Here is a 16844-nt window from a genome sequence, read left to right as displayed (position 1 = left end):
ACAGAAGGAATATGTATAATATTTTTAATAATTAATACTTTCTTAATTTAAAAAAATATCCATTGATATTCCCCGATATCCCTTGATTAAAAGAGGAGGTGAAATGGTAGAGTTAGCTGCAAAGAACTCCACTCAAACAAATGTTTTCCCTCTCATGGAAGAGCGGAGAGTAGGCTTTAGTCTCGCATTTTGTGCAGGACTGATGAACGCATGGACTTTCTTCCATGCACAAACCTTCGCCACAGTTCAATCAGGTAATGTCATACAGGTTGGTTACCGCTTGGTAGAAGGGGACTGGATTGCATTCTGGTTTGCATTCAGTTCCGTTATTGCTTTTGGTTTGGGATCTGCTGTGTGCGGTGTCTTGATGACAACCCTAATCAAAGAAGGTCGTAATTTTTCAAATATTGTTCTATGGTCTGAATGTATTTTACTGTCCATAATCACATTATTAGCATTCACAAACACAATCCCCTTAGCTTTTCTGGCTGTAGCCATTAGTTTCGTTGCAGGAATGCAGGGGAATGCATTCCACAAAGATCATGGAATGCTTTATGGAAACGTGGCCGTTACCTTTGTAGTACAAATGGCTTTTAACTTTATGGCTCAGAGCTTTTTTAAAAAAAATGGAATTAATGGGGAGTCCAACCTGATGTGGGCAGGGATATTCTTCTTCGTTCTGTTTGGTTTTGCCATCGGCGGAGCTCTTGGATTTTTCTGCGATAAATACATTGGAAATAATACATCATTAATAATTACGATCATTTCGCTTCTGTTGATTACTCTTTTTTCAAGAAAAGATAAATCAAGCCCAGACCCAAGAACTGGTGCCACATTCGTTTAAGCGAACATTGCGTTAAAGTTTTCTCAATTCTTCTTCAAACCAAGGTGCTTACAAATGGAAAGTTTGAACCAACCAATTATGGGCTCTAAGGGAGCTGATATCGTTGGCCCCCGTAATCCGGAAATTGAACAGCAAAACCCGGATATTTTTTTGCCTCCGGCAACAGATAAGGGCGGCATTCCCAATCTGAAATTTCCTTTCGCGATGGCGCATAACCGTCTTGAAGACGGTGGATGGGCACGAGAAGTCACCTGTCGCGAGATGGGAGCACTCAAGGAACTTGCCATCGTTAATATGCGCCTTCCCCCCGGTGTCGTGCGTGAAATGCATTGGCACAAAGAGGCAGAATGGGCTTACGTTCTTAAAGGGAAAGTTCGCTTCTACCTCATGGATGATCAGCGCCAGACACTGATTGAAGATCTGGAGCCGGGTGATTTGTGGTTTGCTCCCGCAGGCTTCCCACATGCCATTCAAGGCTTGGAGGAAGGCACTGAGTTTGTTCTCGTCTTCAACGATGGTAATTTTTCGGAAAATCAAACACTCTTGGTCACCGAATTATTTGCTCATATTCCTCGCGAAGTTCTGGCGAAAAATTTTGGCGTTCCCGAAGCTGCATTTGCCAATATTCCGGCGCATGAAAAATATATTTTCCGTCAGCCAGTTCCCCCTCCGCTTGAGCAGGTGCGTCAGGATCTGGGAGCTGTAAACTTTACCGACAAATATGTTTTCCGCGCCTCCGCAACGCCGCCTACGGCTTATCCGGGCGGAGCTACACAGGTTATTGACTCGCGCAATTTTAGCGTCACGACATTGGCTGCCTTGATTATCGATCTGGAACCCGGCGGAATGCGGGAAATCCACTGGCATCCGGATGCTGATGAATTGCAATATTATATTTCCGGGAAGGCCCGGATGACAGTATTTGATGCCGTCGACAATGCCAGAACATTTGATTTTGTTCCTGGAGATGTCGGGTATGTCCCAAGAACCTTGGCACATTACATCGAAAACATTGGCGATGAGCCTGTCCGGGTCATTAATGTTTTTCATACTGGCCAGTATAAAGATATTTCGTTCAACAACTGGCTGGCCCTCACGCCTGCCCATCTGGTCAAGGGGCACCTTCAAGTTGATGATCAATTTATCAGTCATCTCAGGACTACACGGCAGCCCGTTGTCAAAAAATAAATTATTGTTTTGCGGGGCTTTTTAAAGTTCTTCCTGTGAGTGTTTCGACGGAGCATGAGGCCTTCCCCAGGAAGTGGATTATGGCCTCTGCAACGTCGACACGCTTCTCGTGATCCCCCACCAATCCGCGCGAACGCATCATTCGGACGCATATCATCCCGATTCCAGGTTTCCCGCGACCATCTTCTGCATCGGTCGCTAAAGACGAAATTAGGAAATAACTTGCATCTCTTAAAAAATATAAGTTTTTTGATGTGAATCAATATTTAAATTTCCGCGACCGCGTAAGTATCTTCTGTGAGTGTCTTAGCTGATATCTTTACGAAAGCCGGACATTTACGCGCATTGGAATTTACAGAAAGGATAAAGTGTGTCTCCTTTTGGTGGCCTGAAGATCGTAGGGCAACATCTGCCCAGACGGTGCAGACTGCTATTGAGTGCCGCCATTTTCATCGGAGGTTCCCCGACAGCATTCGCGCAAAGCGCTGACGATCAGGAACTAGCCGCCATCAAAGCCGAAATGCGTATGCTAGAAGGCCGGTTGCAGGCTATCGAGGAACGTCGACACACCAAAACCTCTTCACAAACAACGCATTCTCGCACCACGAAAGCAGCTTTTGCACCCCGTAAGACAATAGTAGGGCTTGAAACAAATCACATAGGGATGTCACCTTCATCGCACTCAACCGGAGCTATGCCCGTTTCAACGACAGGCTCTGCCCCAACCAGTGCAACCAATACCCCTGTTCTTTATAATCCTGTTCCCCCCGCCACTCACCAAACACCGCCGCCGTTGTTCCAGTGGTTGGGAACCCAGCATAATGAAGCCCACAGGACGTCCATAGATCTGACCTCGTCCAGCCCTCTCGCGATTACGCAGACGGAAGTGGATCATCTTCCTCCTGTTTTCCAAATCGGCAATCTGACTGTTCGCCTTGGCGGGTTTATTGATTTCTCCAATATCTGGAGAAGCTCGAATCTTACCAGTGGGCCGGCAACGGCGTGGAACGGTTTTCCTTATGCGAACAGCCCCAATCACGGATTGAGCGAAGAGCGTTTTTCGGCACAGCTCACACGTTTCTCCACCCTTTTGGAAGCAAATCCGACTAAAGCCGTGCGTCTTCAGGCGTATGTTGAAGCTGACTTTGGTGGGTCTGGTGGTACGACCAACAGCGTGCAGATCAATGGTTATACACCTCGTTTGCGTCAGGGTTACTTTACATTCACCGAAAAGGACTGGGGGCTGCATGTCCTTATGGGGCAGGCATGGAGTCTGACGACCAACTACGCCAAGGGTGTCATTCCCCGTCAGGAACAGCTCCCTGCCGTGACGGATAATAACCAGATCCCTGGAATTACTTTCACTCGTGTCCCGCAGGTCCGGATCGCCAAAGACTGGGCTCAGAAATACTGGCTGGCACTGTCCGTTGAGGACCCTCAAGCAACGGTAGCTTTTTCAGACTCCCTTAGTTCAGGTGGCACGCTTCCCGCAAGCTATGGTCGTCTGGCCGGACCGCGTGTCTTTTACTCCAATGCAGGTGGCGTACTGCTGAATCCCAATACGCAGTACAGCTACAATCCTGCGCCTGACATCGTTCTCAAAGCAGCTGTTGATACGTCTTTCGGACATTACGAAGTTTTCGGCCTGGGCCGATGGTTCCGTGGACTAATCCAGCCTGCGGGCGAGAATCATACCCATAAAAGCACCCAGTTCGGCGGTGGTGTGGGAGCTGGAATGACTGTACCGCTCGGAACGGATAAAATACAGCTGACCGGCAACGTCTTGGCCGGTCAGGGCGTGGGACGTTACGGACCAACCCTCCTCCCCGACACGACATTCGATAAAAACGGAAATCCCAGTCCTGTTCCGGAAATCATGGGTTCGCTTGGCCTTGTAGGCCATCCGGCGCGTTCTGTTCTGCTCTACACCTATGGAGGTGTAGAAACCGCCGGACGCCGTACTTATCTGGGCGCGGACGGGCTTCAGCACGGCTATGGCGCAACAGATTTGAACCTGTCCGGGTGTGAATACGAATTCGGAACATGCTCCGCTCAGACAAAAACGCTTGCCGCTTTCACGACAGGCGGTTGGTGGCATTTTCTGGACGGCCATTATGGCAGCGTCATGGGAGGTCTCCAGTATACCTATATCCGGAAGTTCGCGTTCAAAGGCAATGATGGCGCAGGTCATGCTGTCGATCCCACGACCTATGGTCATACGGTGTATGTGACATTCCGCTACTACCCGTTCCAGCAATAATATCTGGCGAATATTCCTATCACGCTCATGCTGTCCGGTCTGACCGACCATCCATGACATACTGGAGAATTTCATGTCTGGCACATCACCTCAGGCGGCCTCCCAGCCCCTGAACCCGTCACCGGCGCAACCACAGAAACTTCAGCCACTCTATGTGCTGTCGTGGTTTCTGTGCGCGCTGTTCTATTTCTATCAGTATGCCATCCGCTCTGCTCCCGGGATCATGCAGGATGAACTGACGCAGGCTTGGGGCAACAGCCATCTCGGCCTCATGATCGCGTCCTATTACATTGTCTACGCGCTGATGGCGCTTGCCGTGGGCGTGCTGCTGGACCGGTATGGCGCACATGCGATCATGCCAATGTTCATTGCCGTAACCGGCGTCGGGTGCCTGATTTTCGGTCAGGGCAGTCTGGTCGCCGGGATTGGCGGTTACATCATTCAGGGCATTGGCGCGATCTGTGCTTTCGTGGGGGCTTCTTACGTTGCCGCGCGGTATCTTCCAGCGCGGACACTGGCATTGTTCGTCGGACTGACGCAGTGCATGGGCATGGCCGGCGCCGCTTTCGGTTCCAAGCCAACCCGTATCCTGATTGATCCGCACGGTTCTTTCCATATCCCCTGGCAGTCCGTCTGGCTGGGTTTCGGCGTTATCGGTCTACTGCTGGCTGTCGCCGTCTTTTTTGTCATGCCGCGTGATACCGGAGACAGCGACCACCATCACGGCGACATGTCCGTTGCGAACTTGCTGCATCCGTTCAAAATTATCTTCTCCAACCCGCAGAGCTGGATTGCAGGACTTGCTGGCGGTCTGCTGTTCGTACCCACGACGATCGGCGCACTGGGCTGGGGCGCTCTGATGCTCAGTAAGGGCGAACACACAACGATGGGTTTCGCAGCCACGGACGTCTCAATGGTTCCCATCGGATGGGTTATCGGCTGCCCGCTGCTGGGATGGATTTCGGACAAGATCGGTCGTCGCAAGCCCGTTCTGATCGGGGGCGCGATGGTCCTGCTGGCAGCGTCGCTTTGTGCGCTTTACGTCCCGGTCGGGATTCTGCCGCACTATTCTGTGGCGCTGATCATGGGGATCGCATCGGGCGCCGCCATGATCCCGTTCTCTTCGATGAAGGAAGTCAATCCGCCAGAGGTCAAGGGAACGGCCGCAGGCGTCATGAACTTCCTTGTTTTCGGGACGACCGGGATCATGTCCCCGCTCGTATCCGCCCTGATGGGCAAGACTGCACCGGAGACGATGGAGCAGTTCCATACGGCTTTCCTGCCGCTGGTCATCGGGATCGGAATTGCCATTGTTCTGGGGTTCTGTCTCAAGGAAACTGGCTGGAAAGTCCGCAAGGCTTCCTGAGAATTCCGAACAGACGAAACAAAAAACGGCCCATGGAAATGGACCGTTTTTTTTTGCGCGTTACTTCGCTGCCGTCTTTTCAAACGCTCCGGCAATGGTCAAGGTCACGTCATCACCAACATAGGGGACATATTTCTTCACCCCGAAATCGCTCCGATGAATCGTTGCCTGAGCCTGAAAACCAACCGTATAGGCCTTGTCCATCGGATTGACGCCTGCTCCCACGAAATGGACGTGCAGAACTTCCGGGTGCGTCACGCCATGCAGCGTCAGATTCCCGGTAACCAGCGCTTCATCCGCAGCTGTTTGGCGAACCTGCGTCGAGACGAACGTTGCCTCCGGATATTTTGCAACATCGAACCATTCGCTGTTTTTGAGTTCGTCCGTCAGAACCGTGCTTGTCGTCGAGACGCTTGAAACCGGAATGGTCACGTTTAGATGTGAGGCATCGGGATGGGTCGAATCAAGCTGGAGCGTTCCCGTAACGCCGGAGAACTGACCGGAATAATAGGTGAAACCAAAATGCAGGACGGAAAATCCGATCTGCGTATGGCTGGTTTCGACCGAATAGGCGCCCGAAGGCACACTTGCAGGCGTAGCGGCAAAAGCGCTGGAAGACAGAAGTGCCGCGGCGAATACTGCGCCGACGCTCTTGAGAAAATATGTGTTCATGAGTTTGCGATCTTTCATATGTATGAAGGTAAAGGCGTCAACCAAACCGAAAACCGGACAGGGCTTTTCCCATGATGACGTCGCTATAATCGCGATGCCCTGCATCAGTTCCCGCGGCCCCGGCGGCAAACATCAGCGGCAGGAGGTGCTCCGGCTGAGGATGGCAGTCCCGTGCGAAGGGGGCACGCTCCCAGTCCATAAGACGACTTCTGCGAAGGTCGGAAGACGCTTCAACCGCGCTCTGAAGCCAAGCATCAAACGCGACGGACCGGGCATCTGACACAGCATCCGGCCGCATCAGATAACGCATGTTGTGATACGTCATGCCCGTGCCCACCAGCAGGATGTTTTCGCCCCGCAAAGGCTCCAGACTCTGCCCAAGCTGCAAGACATCTGCCGCGTTCATCGTTCTGGGAAGAGAAATTTCTACAACCGGGATACTGGCATCCGGAAAGGCCAGCATGAACGGAATGAACACCCCATGATCCAATCCGCGCTCCGGATCGGCGGCGCAGGAAACACCCGCAGCGCTCAGAAGACCGAGCACCTTCGCAGCGACATCAGGCTCACCCGGCACGGGATACTTAAGCTGATAGGTGTGAGGAGGAAAACCGTAATAGTCGTAGATGAGTGACGAATGAGGTGCCGAGCCGACACGCATTTCGTCCGTTTCCCAATGCCCGGACATGACAATGATGGCGTCCGGCCGACGAGGAAGCGTTCCACTGACAGAGCGAAGATAAACGGCCATGCGGTCCCATGTGTTTCCCCATTCCATGAAGAAACATGGACCACCGCCATGTGGCAGAAAAAGAACAGGCTGTCGGCTCTCCTGATTTTCCTGCGACATCTTCACGACCTCCCTCATCATTCGGCAAAACGGATGTTGCCACTCTCTCTGGGAAAGAATAATTCCCTATTTTGGAAAATGATCTGACACCAGGAGTGTGAGATAAATGCTCGATCGTTTCACCAGCATGCAGGTGTTTGCAAAGGTTGTGGCTCAGGGAAGCTTTTCCGGAACTGCGCGTGCGCTCGGCCTGTCGCAGACGATGGTCACGAAACACATCGCTGCTCTGGAAAGTCGGCTTGGCATCTCGCTGTTTCATCGCAGCACCCGCAGACTTTCTCTGACAGAACCGGGACGTCTGCTGCTGATCCGCGCGCAGAAGATCCTCACGGATCTTGAAGAGATGGAGCAGGAAGTCTCGGCCGAAAATCAGGAGCCGCGGGGCATTCTACGTCTGAATGCCCCGGTCTCGTTCGCCATCCGGCATGTCGGCCCGATCATGCCGCAATTCAGCCAGCGTCACCCCCTCGTTACGGTTGAACTCGGACTTGATGACCGCAGGATTGATCCGATCACGGAGGGATGGGACCTGACCCTCCGTATCGGGCGAATGCCGTCAAGCGCATTACGCTCGCGCCCGCTGGCTCAGATAGATTTCGTGGTCTGTGCCGCCCCATCCTATCTCGAACGGCATGGCACACCTCATACTGTCGTCGAACTTCAGAACCATCAGTGTCTGGGCTACACACTCGGTCACGACATTGGCGCGACCCGCTGGAGCTTCGGCCCCAAAGGCGAACGGACTGTCATGGTCAGCGGACCGATAAGCGCCAATAATGGCGATATCCTGCGAGAAGCCGCCGTTGCGGGACAAGGGATCATCTATCAGCCGCTCTTCATCGTTTCGGAAGAACTGAAATCCGGCAGGCTGGTGCCCCTGCCACTGGACGTGCCGACAATGACAGGGCCGGAACTACACGCAGTGTATGCCCCCACACCCCATGTCCCGCTCAAGATCCGGGCGATGATTGACTTTCTGGTGGAACAGTATGGGCCGGTCCCGCCCTGGACACTCTGACGGAACCGGCAAAGACGGGTTAGTGAACAGTCGAAGGCGCGGTTTTCTGACGAATCGCAGCGAATTCCGAACCGTCGTTCCACTGCGGCCAGTCATGCGAAAACGCCACGTCATGTCCGACTTTCCAGACGGCCCAGACGTCCTGCGCAGCGCCTCTGACATCCCAGTCCGGGCTCCAGGCATCGCAGGCCTGATGGTAGCAGGCCATGTAAGCCGTCAGCCATTTGCCGCCTGCTTCTGTCCCACCTTTCACGAGATCGAACTTCCCGGCCATGTCCATCACCGCAAGAACCGGTACACCCGCCCGGGCGAACGGCAGATGATCGGCGCGGTAAAACGCTCCGCGTTCGGGCATCGCTTCGGGCTGGGTTGTGCGCCCCTGAAGAGCCGCGGCAGCAGCGAACTGATCCTGCAACGTGTTCTGCCCTGCCCCGATAATGAAGGCATTATGTGCAGGCCCGGCCATCTGAAGCACATCCATCGTCAGGTTGGCTGCCGTCTTGTCCAGAGGGGCCAGCGGATGCGCCACATACCAGCCTGATCCCAGAAGACCCCGCTCCTCGCCCGTCCAGGCTGCAAAACGGACCGTCCGATCGGGTTTCGGACCTGCCTTGAAGGCGCGGGCGATTTCAAACAGCGCCGCAATGCCGGAGCCATCGTCAATCGCACCACGCCGAATGACCGTGTTGCCTTGGGCATCCGTGCTCTTGCCGTAAGCATCCCAGTGCGCGCCGAACATGACCGTCTCATCCGGATATTTCGCACCCGTGATCTTCGCGAGTACGTTCTGACTCTTGAGGCGGTCAACCGTAACCGGAAGATCGGCCGAGAATGTCGTGTGCTTCAGAGTGACCGGCCGGAAATCCTCCGAGCGTGCTTTGATGCGGAGCGCTGCAAGATCCAGCCCCGCCTGCCGGAAGAGTGCATCTGCGGCTTTCCCCTCAAGCCAGCCCTGAACGGGTACGGGGCGGCTTTCGCTCGCCGAATGCTCCACGTCATAGGCTTCACCGCCCGGCGCGACCACGGTGCTCCACGGATAGGAAGCCCCAGCCGTATCATGAACGATCAGGGCCGCAACGGCGCCACGACGGGCGGCTTCCTCGTATTTATAGGTCCAGCGCCCGTAATACGTCATGGTTTTTCCGCCGAAACGTCCCGCAACGGGCTCGCCGGGAGCCGCATCGAAATCAGGGTCGTTCACGAGGAAAATCGCGACCTTGCCCTTAAGATCCACACCCTTGAAATCATCCCAGTGGCGCTCCGGTGCATGGACACCATAGCCGACGAAGACCACTGGAGCATTTTTAACCTTGAGCCGCTCTTCGGGCAGCAGCGTTGAGAGATAGATGTCCTTCAGCTGAACCAGCGGAAGCGTTTTGCCGCCAGTCCGGGCCACAACAGATCCCGTAGCACCGGTTCTGGTCCGAAGCATGGGAACATCCTGCGTCCATCCACCGTTTTCTCCCGCAGGCTCAAGCCCCAGAGCCTTGTATTGTTCGATCAGCCAGGGAACCGTAACCTTCTCCCCTTCCGTTCCCGGAGCACGGCCTTCAAACCGGTCCGAAGACAGAACCTTCATTGCTTCCGACATCCGCGACGGACTGATATCTGCTGAAGGATCAGCGTATCCCGCGACGGGGTTCAGCAGACCAGCCGTCAGCGCTGTGGCAAGAAAGAGAATGCGGCGGGAAAAGGTTTTCTGCTTCATGACAGGCATTACTTTCAGTGGGTATTTTGAGGCTCTAAGGCCGGATTTCCGGCCTTGGTGGTGTCGCGATCCAGCCGGTCACGACGGATATAGACGCTCTTTTCAACCGGGTCGCGCTGATAGTCGCGTGCGAGAATTTTCAGAACGCAGGGCATGTAATCCGCTGCGCTCCACCGTCCCCAGACGCGGTAATCATCGAAATATATAATGGGAGGAAGATTAGCAGGGAGATCCACACACAAATCACGCTCATATCCAAACCAGGGATGGCGGGCATAGTCTGCTTCCCACGGAAGATATTCATGATACTTCTTCATGGAAAGACGACCGGCGTAAATGTAAACGTCCGGATTATAAGGAATAACCAGAATACGTTCCTGCGGTTCAGAGTATTTCTGAATGACTTTAACAAATCCGACATCCGCATTCTCATGAATGGGGTGGAATCCAACCTGTCTTTGCTGCGCACGACTCATATCATACGGCGAGGACGTCGCCTGTCGCAGACCGAGAACGGACAGGGTGCAGAACAACCCAGCAATCAGAATTGCCACGATCTCGCGCGGCTGCGTCATCCGCATCAGCATCAGCACACAAAGCGTAAGAGCCCCTATGGCGAATGTGCCATCCTGAAAGCCGAGCGCACCACGCACCTGCGTCATGAGTATGGCCCCCAGCAACAACAGAACGGCCAACCTCTGCCGGGAGGCTACAAGCAGAAGAACGCTACCGCCATAAAAGCAGATCGTAGCCAAAGACTGAACGAGGGCATCAGGCCGAAGCGAAGGTATGAGGCTTTGCGCCAACGCCCTCAGACCAACATCGATATAGGGCGCGTAATAGAACTGGTTTGCAACGAAATGATAGGCGATCATTCCTCCCAGATCGCCATAGAACACCATCCATACCAGATAGACTGCAAGCACTCCTCCAGCCCCGGCCAGAAGATTGGGAGTGGCACTTCCTGATCCGGGGCGACGACCGATCAACACAGACAGAGCCAGCAGAACAGCAGTTGGAGCAAAGGAATAGGCTGTCAGAGGCAGAAGCGCGAGACAGGCGCCTCCGCATCGCGCCTGCCACCGTCCGATATCTGCTCCCAGCAACAGCGGAAGGATCACCAGCGCTATCACGCCCCCAAGCAGATCTCCGCCAACAGTCCAGTAACTGTCCATGTTGAAGGCCTGAACTGACCACTGAGCGCCCATCGCGGCAAGCCACATGCCAATAGCAAGAAACCTCGTAGAATTTTTCTGAAGTGCCGGAGAGCAGAATACTGAGACGGAAGTTCCTATCGTGCATACGATAGGAACAAGACGCATCAGATAAGCATGATGGAAGTCGGAAAAGAGGCTGACACTCCAGGACAGAATGAAGATCAAAGGACCATGAGCGTCAATATAGTCCCGATACAGGACATCACCTTTCGCTATGGCCAGACCACCCAGAATATGCCCGGATTCATCTCCAAAAGAAGGGGTTCCAAAACCATAGAAAGCCTTCAGGCCAAAATACAGCACACCCAGCAGCGCGAGAAACGGGCCGCAAGACGACAGGGCGTTCATTCTGCGCATGTAAGATCGCCTGTTCCTACGTCATGGGTGGAAAATCGGGAAGAAAACCATGATTTTCTTCCCGACTACAATTACTTGCCCGGATCAGAAACAAGACCGCGATGGACAAGCATTGGCGTAATGTCAGGATCTTTACCATAGAACGCCTTGAACATCGGACCGTAATCCATCGTATGCCCCTTCGAAAGGATCATATCGCGGAAGCGCTGTCCGTTTTCACGCGTCAATCCTCCATGGTCCTGGAACCAGGCAAATGCGTCCTGATCCAGCATTTCCGTCCACAAATAGGCATAGTAACCTGCAGAATAGCCATTGGACCAGATATGCAGGAAATCACTGGAACGATACCGCGGCGGAACAACTGCAACATCCAGCCCCATACCGTCCAGCGCTGCGCCTTCAAATTTGTCCACGTCCTGACGCGGAGCTGAAGCAGGCAGGCTGTGCCACTTCATGTCCAGTTCAGCGGCAGCGACGATCTCACCCAACGCATAACCCTGATTGAAATGCGCAGCCTTGCGGATTTTCTCGACCAATGCTGCTGGCATCGGAGCGCCAGTCTTGTAGTGACGCGCATAGTGCGACAGGACTTTCGGGTCCAGCGCCCAGTTCTCATTGAACTGAGATGGAAACTCTACAAAATCCCGTGCCACGCTGGTGCCGGAAAGGGACGGATAAGTCTGATCCGCAAACAGTCCGTGCAGGGCGTGGCCGAATTCGTGGAACATGGTCGTCACATCGTCGGACGTGATGAGTTGTGGCTGACCCGGAGCGGCCTTGGTGAAATTGGCAACGTTATAAATGACCGGCTTCGTTCCCAGCAGCTTCGACTGCCCAACGAAGTTGGACATCCATGCGCCACCAGATTTGTTGTCGCGCTTGAAGTAATCGAAATACATCAGACCCAGCGGAGACCCATCCTTGTCATGGACTTCAAAAACCATGACATCCGGATGATAGACGGGAATGTCCGTCCGCTGTTTGAACGTAATGCCGTAGAGCTGATTGGCTGCGAAGAACACGCCATCCGTCAGCACCGTTTTGAGTTCGAAATACGGTTTGATTTCATCCTGATCGAGATTGTATTTCGCACGACGCACTTGACCGGAATAATATTCCCAGTCCCAGGGCTTCAGTTCGAAGTTGCCACCGTCTTTGCGAATGGTCTCCTGAAGAACCGCCGCTTCACGCTTCTGTTCCGCAGCCGTGGCCGGAACGAGCTGCTGCATGAAGTTTTCAGCAGCCTCCGGCGTCTTGGCCATCTGGTCATACAGAGTATAGGCGGCGAAGTTCGGATAACCGAAAAGTGCGGCTTTCTGTGCCCGAAGCTGCGCCAGTTCGGCGATCGTGGCGCGGGTGTCGTTCTCATCTCCTTTTTCAGCGCGCGTCCAGCTCTGATCGAACAGGGCCTTTCGCGTATCGCGGTCGGTCAGGGATGAGAGATCAGGCTGCTGTGTCGTGTTCTGGAGCGGGATCACCCACTTGCCAGTCAGTTTACGCTCCTGCGCAGCCTTGGCGGCGGAGGCGATCGCATTGGCGTCCATCCCCGCCAGCGCTTTCTCGTTATCCACGACCAGCGCACCGGCCTTGGCGCTCGCAATCAGCTTCTGCTCATACTGCGTTTCGAGATTGGACAGCCGCGTATTGATTGCCCGCAGCTTCGTTTTGTCTGCCGCAGAAAGCTGCGCTCCAGCATGGACGAACTGCTGGTAATAAATATCGAGGAGTTGCGCCTGTTCGGGCGTCAGTGTCAGCTTCTCCCGACGATCATAAAGCGATTTCACACGCGCAAAGAGCTTTGCGTTCAGATAGACTTCATCTTCATGAGCCGTCAGGCGCGGGGCTTCCGCGCTTTGCACCTTGTCCAGCGCGTCGTTCGTATTGGCCTGATAAACGCCATAAAACGTCATCTGCACGCGGTTGAGCGTCTGACCGGCCCGCTCCATTGCAACAATCGTGTTGTCGAAAGTCGGGGCCGCGCGATTATTGGCAATCGCATTGATCTCACGCAGATGCTCGGCCATGCCGCGCTCGAAAGCCGGGGCGTAGTCGCTGTCCTTGATCTGATCGAAACGGGGCGCCTGAAAAGACAGCGTACTTGCCGAGAAAAACGGGTTTGTCGCAGCCGCATGGGCTTCAGCAGAAAGAGAGAAAGCCGAAACCGCAGCAACTGCGGCAAGCCTGAAATTGAAAGCCATGAAATCGCCTGTGACAGTCGTGATGATGGCGAACCGTATGGCCTTCACGATGGATCGTCAAACACAAGCTGCTGCTTCTGGGAAGGGCGCAAAACCAGTCAGTTGGCACTTGACGTCATTTTCTCCTTGGTGCGCGCGAACGCCCCTCCCTAGACCGGGAGGGTGTGTTGGCACAGCCGCCTTCGGGGCGGTATTTTTATAGCCGGAGACAACAATGGACTGGACATCGCTGTTCCAGACAATCCTGCCCTATCTGCCCGCTAAGTATGCTGGCGATATCGTTTCAATCATAACTTTCCTGATCGCTTCGGCCGCTCTGGCTCTTCGCTTCTGGAAACCCCCTGCCAGCACGTCAAAGCTGTTGCCGCTTTTTCAAATCGTCAGCGCCGTAGCGCAGGCAAAAGGCTGGAACACAAGCGCGTATCAGCCGGGCGCAAAAGCCATCATGGTGCCCGTGGGCTCCTCGCGGGTGGATGACGCTGCAAAACTGGGACTGGACATGGCCTCGACGCATCCGAAGGCCGGTGAAGTTCCCAGACGCGTCGAATAATAACCGAATTTTTCCTTCAGCTATTTTCATTGATCTCAGCCGCCTTTCGGGTGGCTTTTTTTATGTGTGGAGCATTTAATGCGTAACCGTATTCTCGCCCTGAGCCTTGGCACCATTCTTCTCGTTTCCATGAGCGCCTGCACCACAACCGCCAACACGGCCTCGTTCAACACGACCGCCCTGAGCAATGATGCGGCGGCCATTGCCTACGCGGTTCAGGCGATCGAAAGCATTCCCGAACTCGAAAGCCATCTGTCCGAGAAAGACAAAGCGCAGTTCGACAACCTGATCGCCCAGATCAAGAGCGTCTCGGCTCAGGTCGCGGCCAATTCAAACGGCACGATCACGATTGCCACCGGCAAGGACTGGGCCAAAAGCCTTGAAACGGATCTTCAAACCCTGCTGGCCATCGCAACGCCGATCGTGAAGGCTTACTCGCCGTCGACCGCTGGCTACATGTCCACGGTCGCCGCCATGATCCCGCTGGTCGAAGCCCTTGCCGGCGTGACGGCTGCTCCCCTCGCGGCCCCTGCAGAAACGCCGGAACTGATCCGCGCCCGGATCTATCAGGGCGTCTGAGCCTCAATTCCATTCAACGTTGGAGTGGTTTGCCTGAACTACTCCAATGTTCCAGTTTCCCCTGCCGGAGTTTTCCCATGCCCCGATGCCTTGGCAAACGTGCGCCCAGACATGATCCCCGCACCTATCGTCTGGCCCCCACGCTGGCCTCACGCCTTCCGGACATTCCCACGCAAAAGGACTGGTCCGCCGGGGTTCCCTACCAGATGTGGGGCAATGACCGGTATGGCTGCTGCGCCTTCGCAGCGCAGGCGGCGCTGACAGCGACATGGACCCATGCCGCACAGGCGCTGGTCTTACTGCCAACAAGCATGGTGCTGAATAATTACGCAGCCGTCACCGGTTTTGACCCACAGACCGGCGCCCGGGATAACGGAACAGTACTGCTGGACGAGCTGAATTTCTGGCTCCGCGAGGGCCTCCACCGCCCTGGTCAGACACTGGACTATCTGACGGCCTATGGCACGATCAACCCGCAGGACTGCGACGGCATCCGTCGCGCCATCTGCTATCTGGGTGGTGTGCTAGCAGGGGTTCAGGTTCCTCAGGGCTTTATGGATCTGCCCTTGGGAGCAACCTGGGACTGGAACGCCATTTCAGACAGAACCCCGGTTGGTGGTCACGCTATTGCGCTTGTTGGCTACGACCCTGAAGGGCTTTTCTTCAACACATGGGGGACGCGGACCTTCATGCCGTGGGACACGTTCACAAAGATCGCCGACGAAGCCTACGGTCTGCTGTCGCGCCAGAACTGGCTCTCCATTCCCGGCACATCGCCAAACGGGGAAACGTTCGACGCGCTTCTGGCAGAAGCGCGGGGCGTATAAAGAGCAATTTGACCTGACGGGTTTTTCAAACGGGTGCGGAGAGGCCGAGCGCCTTTCCCGCAGCCGTGGCCACATCGTGCCGCAGCTTTACGACACTATGACCTCCTGAAGGATGAACCCGGTTCGTCAGAATCAGCACATAGCTGTCACTGTCGGGATCAATCCATAAGGATGTGCCGACAAAGCCGGTGTGACCAAAAGAACGCCGGGAAAATATATCGCCACGCGGAGACGAATAATGGGTGTCGATATCCCATCCCAGCCCCCGCAGATCCGTTTTCCCGGCTGGCTGCTGCGGCGTGGTCATGAGTACGAGCGTTTCCTGTTTCAGCGGGAAACTGCTCGGACGTCCTTTCAGCCGATCCAGAAGCGCCTGCGCGTAAACGGACATATCCTGCGCATCTGAGAACAAGCCGGCATGGCCTGCCACACCGCCCATCCTGCGTGCTGTCGGATCATGAACCACCCCCCGCAACATGACACCCTGATCGTCATACTGGGTCGGAGCAATGATCGGCCTCAGACTGGAGGATGGAAGATAGCCGGACTCCTTCATCCCCAACGGATCAAGAATATTGACCTTTACATACTGATTGAGCGGCATCCCGCTCAGCTTTTCCACCAGCAGCCCCAGCATGATGTAGTTGATGTCACTGTAAACAAATTTTTCGCCGGGCGGATTGATCAACGGTGACGTCATGGCCCGCCTGACGCCTTCGGCCTTGCCAGTCCACGGATCGTTCAGGGGGACATCAGGCGGCAGACCGGAATAATGGGTCAGCAGCAACCGGATCGTGATGTCGCGTTTGCCGTTAGACGCAAAGTCCGGAAAATACTGGCTGACCCGGTCATCGAGACCCACCCTGCCCTGCTCGACAAGCTGCATCACCGACAGTGCCGTCATGGTCGGTTTGGTCAGGGACGCCATATCGAAATGCGTGTCCCAGCTCAGCGGTTCAGAGGCTGGAACAATTGCCCGCTTCCCATATGTGAAACGGTGTACGATTTTTCCGTCATGTCCGATGACAACAACAGCGCCCGGCGTTTCCCCTTGTCTGACGGTATTACGAACCAGAACATCCACCGCGTCGAAAGACGATGTCGGACGTGCACAGGCCACCATCTGACTGACACAGACAGCCGCACCACCCAGCAGAACGTGCCGCCGTTTCAGAGAAGCATATTTCATTTCGGCACGTCCGTCTGACAT

General features: G+C 54.7%; 14 protein-coding genes. 8 read left to right on the top strand and 6 right to left on the bottom strand.

All coding sequences use genetic code 11. The annotated features are described in order from the left end of the window. Positions 1 to 103 precede the first annotated feature (103 nt). The 4 genes from JK208_RS11530 to JK208_RS11515 all read left to right on the top strand — a co-directional run bounded on the left by JK208_RS11530 (position 104) and on the right by JK208_RS11515 (position 5658). Positions 104 to 844, top strand: a complete 741-nt coding sequence (locus JK208_RS11530) for a YoaK family protein (protein ID WP_211576306.1) — start codon at positions 104 to 106, stop codon at positions 842 to 844. Between the two features lie 54 nt (positions 845 to 898). Then, entirely contained in the window at positions 899 to 2032 is a 1134-nt protein-coding gene (locus JK208_RS11525; RefSeq protein WP_211576305.1) for a cupin domain-containing protein, read from the top strand. Between the two features lie 427 nt (positions 2033 to 2459). Further along, a complete protein-coding gene (locus JK208_RS11520; protein WP_408872113.1) occupies positions 2460 to 4292 on the top strand; it encodes a hypothetical protein in 1833 nt (610 codons plus the stop codon). A gap of 73 nt (positions 4293 to 4365) precedes the next feature. Beyond that, entirely contained in the window at positions 4366 to 5658 is a 1293-nt protein-coding gene (locus JK208_RS11515; protein ID WP_211576303.1) for an MFS transporter, read from the top strand. A gap of 60 nt (positions 5659 to 5718) precedes the next feature. Here the strand turns inward: JK208_RS11515 and JK208_RS11510 are convergent, their stop codons facing one another. Together JK208_RS11510 and JK208_RS11505 are read right to left on the bottom strand one after the other, a co-directional pair. Then, positions 5719 to 6330: a YceI family protein gene (locus JK208_RS11510; RefSeq protein WP_211576302.1), complete on the bottom strand. Its 612-nt coding sequence runs from the start codon at positions 6328 to 6330 to the stop codon at positions 5719 to 5721. Between the two features lie 37 nt (positions 6331 to 6367). Further along, on the bottom strand, positions 6368 to 7180 hold the full coding sequence (locus tag JK208_RS11505) for a class III extradiol ring-cleavage dioxygenase (RefSeq protein ID WP_249202122.1): 813 nt from the start codon (positions 7178 to 7180) through the stop codon (positions 6368 to 6370). Positions 7181 to 7286: 106 nt separating this feature from the next. On the opposite strand from JK208_RS11505, the gene JK208_RS11500 reads away from it, so the two are divergent. Further along, positions 7287 to 8198: a LysR family transcriptional regulator gene (locus JK208_RS11500; RefSeq protein WP_211576301.1), complete on the top strand. Its 912-nt coding sequence runs from the start codon at positions 7287 to 7289 to the stop codon at positions 8196 to 8198. A 19-nt stretch (positions 8199 to 8217) separates the two neighbouring features. Here JK208_RS11500 and JK208_RS11495 read toward each other — a convergent pair whose 3' ends face one another. From JK208_RS11495 to JK208_RS11485, 3 genes are all read right to left on the bottom strand, one after another. After that, a complete protein-coding gene (locus JK208_RS11495; RefSeq protein ID WP_211576300.1) occupies positions 8218 to 9906 on the bottom strand; it encodes a M28 family metallopeptidase in 1689 nt (562 codons plus the stop codon). 14 nt (positions 9907 to 9920) lie between these two features. After that, complete coding sequence (locus tag JK208_RS15880; protein ID WP_249202121.1) at positions 9921 to 11480, bottom strand: hypothetical protein; 1560 nt, start codon at positions 11478 to 11480, stop codon at positions 9921 to 9923. Between the two features lie 71 nt (positions 11481 to 11551). Next, positions 11552 to 13678 (bottom strand): M3 family metallopeptidase, encoded by a 2127-nt coding sequence (locus JK208_RS11485; protein WP_211576370.1) that lies wholly within the window; start codon positions 13676 to 13678, stop codon positions 11552 to 11554. Between the two features lie 214 nt (positions 13679 to 13892). Between JK208_RS11485 and JK208_RS11480 the strand changes: the two genes are divergently transcribed. The 3 genes from JK208_RS11480 to JK208_RS11470 all read left to right on the top strand — a co-directional run bounded on the left by JK208_RS11480 (position 13893) and on the right by JK208_RS11470 (position 15634). Further along, positions 13893 to 14228 (top strand): hypothetical protein, encoded by a 336-nt coding sequence (locus JK208_RS11480; RefSeq protein ID WP_194262899.1) that lies wholly within the window; start codon positions 13893 to 13895, stop codon positions 14226 to 14228. A gap of 78 nt (positions 14229 to 14306) precedes the next feature. Beyond that, complete coding sequence (locus tag JK208_RS11475; RefSeq protein WP_211576299.1) at positions 14307 to 14807, top strand: hypothetical protein; 501 nt, start codon at positions 14307 to 14309, stop codon at positions 14805 to 14807. 77 nt (positions 14808 to 14884) lie between these two features. Further along, positions 14885 to 15634, top strand: a complete 750-nt coding sequence (locus JK208_RS11470) for a hypothetical protein (protein ID WP_211576298.1) — start codon at positions 14885 to 14887, stop codon at positions 15632 to 15634. Between the two features lie 25 nt (positions 15635 to 15659). Here JK208_RS11470 and JK208_RS11465 read toward each other — a convergent pair whose 3' ends face one another. Then, positions 15660 to 16823, bottom strand: coding sequence for a serine hydrolase domain-containing protein (locus JK208_RS11465; protein ID WP_408872111.1), 1164 nt, complete (start codon positions 16821 to 16823; stop codon positions 15660 to 15662). Positions 16824 to 16844: the final 21 nt, after the last annotated feature.

The organism is Gluconobacter sp. Dm-74 (genome assembly GCF_018256135.1).
Taxonomy (GTDB): Bacteria; Pseudomonadota; Alphaproteobacteria; order Acetobacterales; family Acetobacteraceae; genus Gluconobacter; species Gluconobacter cadivus.
The sequence above is the reverse complement of the archived record's forward strand: the minus strand, read 5'-3'. Positions and strand labels throughout refer to the sequence as shown.

Coding starts and splice junctions, on each gene's coding strand:
- JK208_RS11530 (WP_211576306.1), top strand. CDS start 104: ATGGTAGAGTTAGCTGCAAAGAACTCCACTCAAACAAATGTTTTCCCT.
- JK208_RS11525 (WP_211576305.1), top strand. CDS start 899: ATGGAAAGTTTGAACCAACCAATTATGGGCTCTAAGGGAGCTGATATC.
- JK208_RS11515 (WP_211576303.1), top strand. CDS start 4,366: ATGTCTGGCACATCACCTCAGGCGGCCTCCCAGCCCCTGAACCCGTCA.
- JK208_RS11510 (WP_211576302.1), bottom strand. CDS start 6,330: ATGAACACATATTTTCTCAAGAGCGTCGGCGCAGTATTCGCCGCGGCA.
- JK208_RS11505 (WP_249202122.1), bottom strand. CDS start 7,180: ATGTCGCAGGAAAATCAGGAGAGCCGACAGCCTGTTCTTTTTCTGCCA.
- JK208_RS11500 (WP_211576301.1), top strand. CDS start 7,287: ATGCTCGATCGTTTCACCAGCATGCAGGTGTTTGCAAAGGTTGTGGCT.
- JK208_RS11495 (WP_211576300.1), bottom strand. CDS start 9,906: ATGAAGCAGAAAACCTTTTCCCGCCGCATTCTCTTTCTTGCCACAGCG.
- JK208_RS15880 (WP_249202121.1), bottom strand. CDS start 11,480: ATGCGCAGAATGAACGCCCTGTCGTCTTGCGGCCCGTTTCTCGCGCTG.
- JK208_RS11485 (WP_211576370.1), bottom strand. CDS start 13,678: ATGGCTTTCAATTTCAGGCTTGCCGCAGTTGCTGCGGTTTCGGCTTTC.
- JK208_RS11480 (WP_194262899.1), top strand. CDS start 13,893: ATGGACTGGACATCGCTGTTCCAGACAATCCTGCCCTATCTGCCCGCT.
- JK208_RS11475 (WP_211576299.1), top strand. CDS start 14,307: ATGCGTAACCGTATTCTCGCCCTGAGCCTTGGCACCATTCTTCTCGTT.
- JK208_RS11470 (WP_211576298.1), top strand. CDS start 14,885: ATGCCCCGATGCCTTGGCAAACGTGCGCCCAGACATGATCCCCGCACC.
- JK208_RS11465 (WP_408872111.1), bottom strand. CDS start 16,823: ATGAAATATGCTTCTCTGAAACGGCGGCACGTTCTGCTGGGTGGTGCG.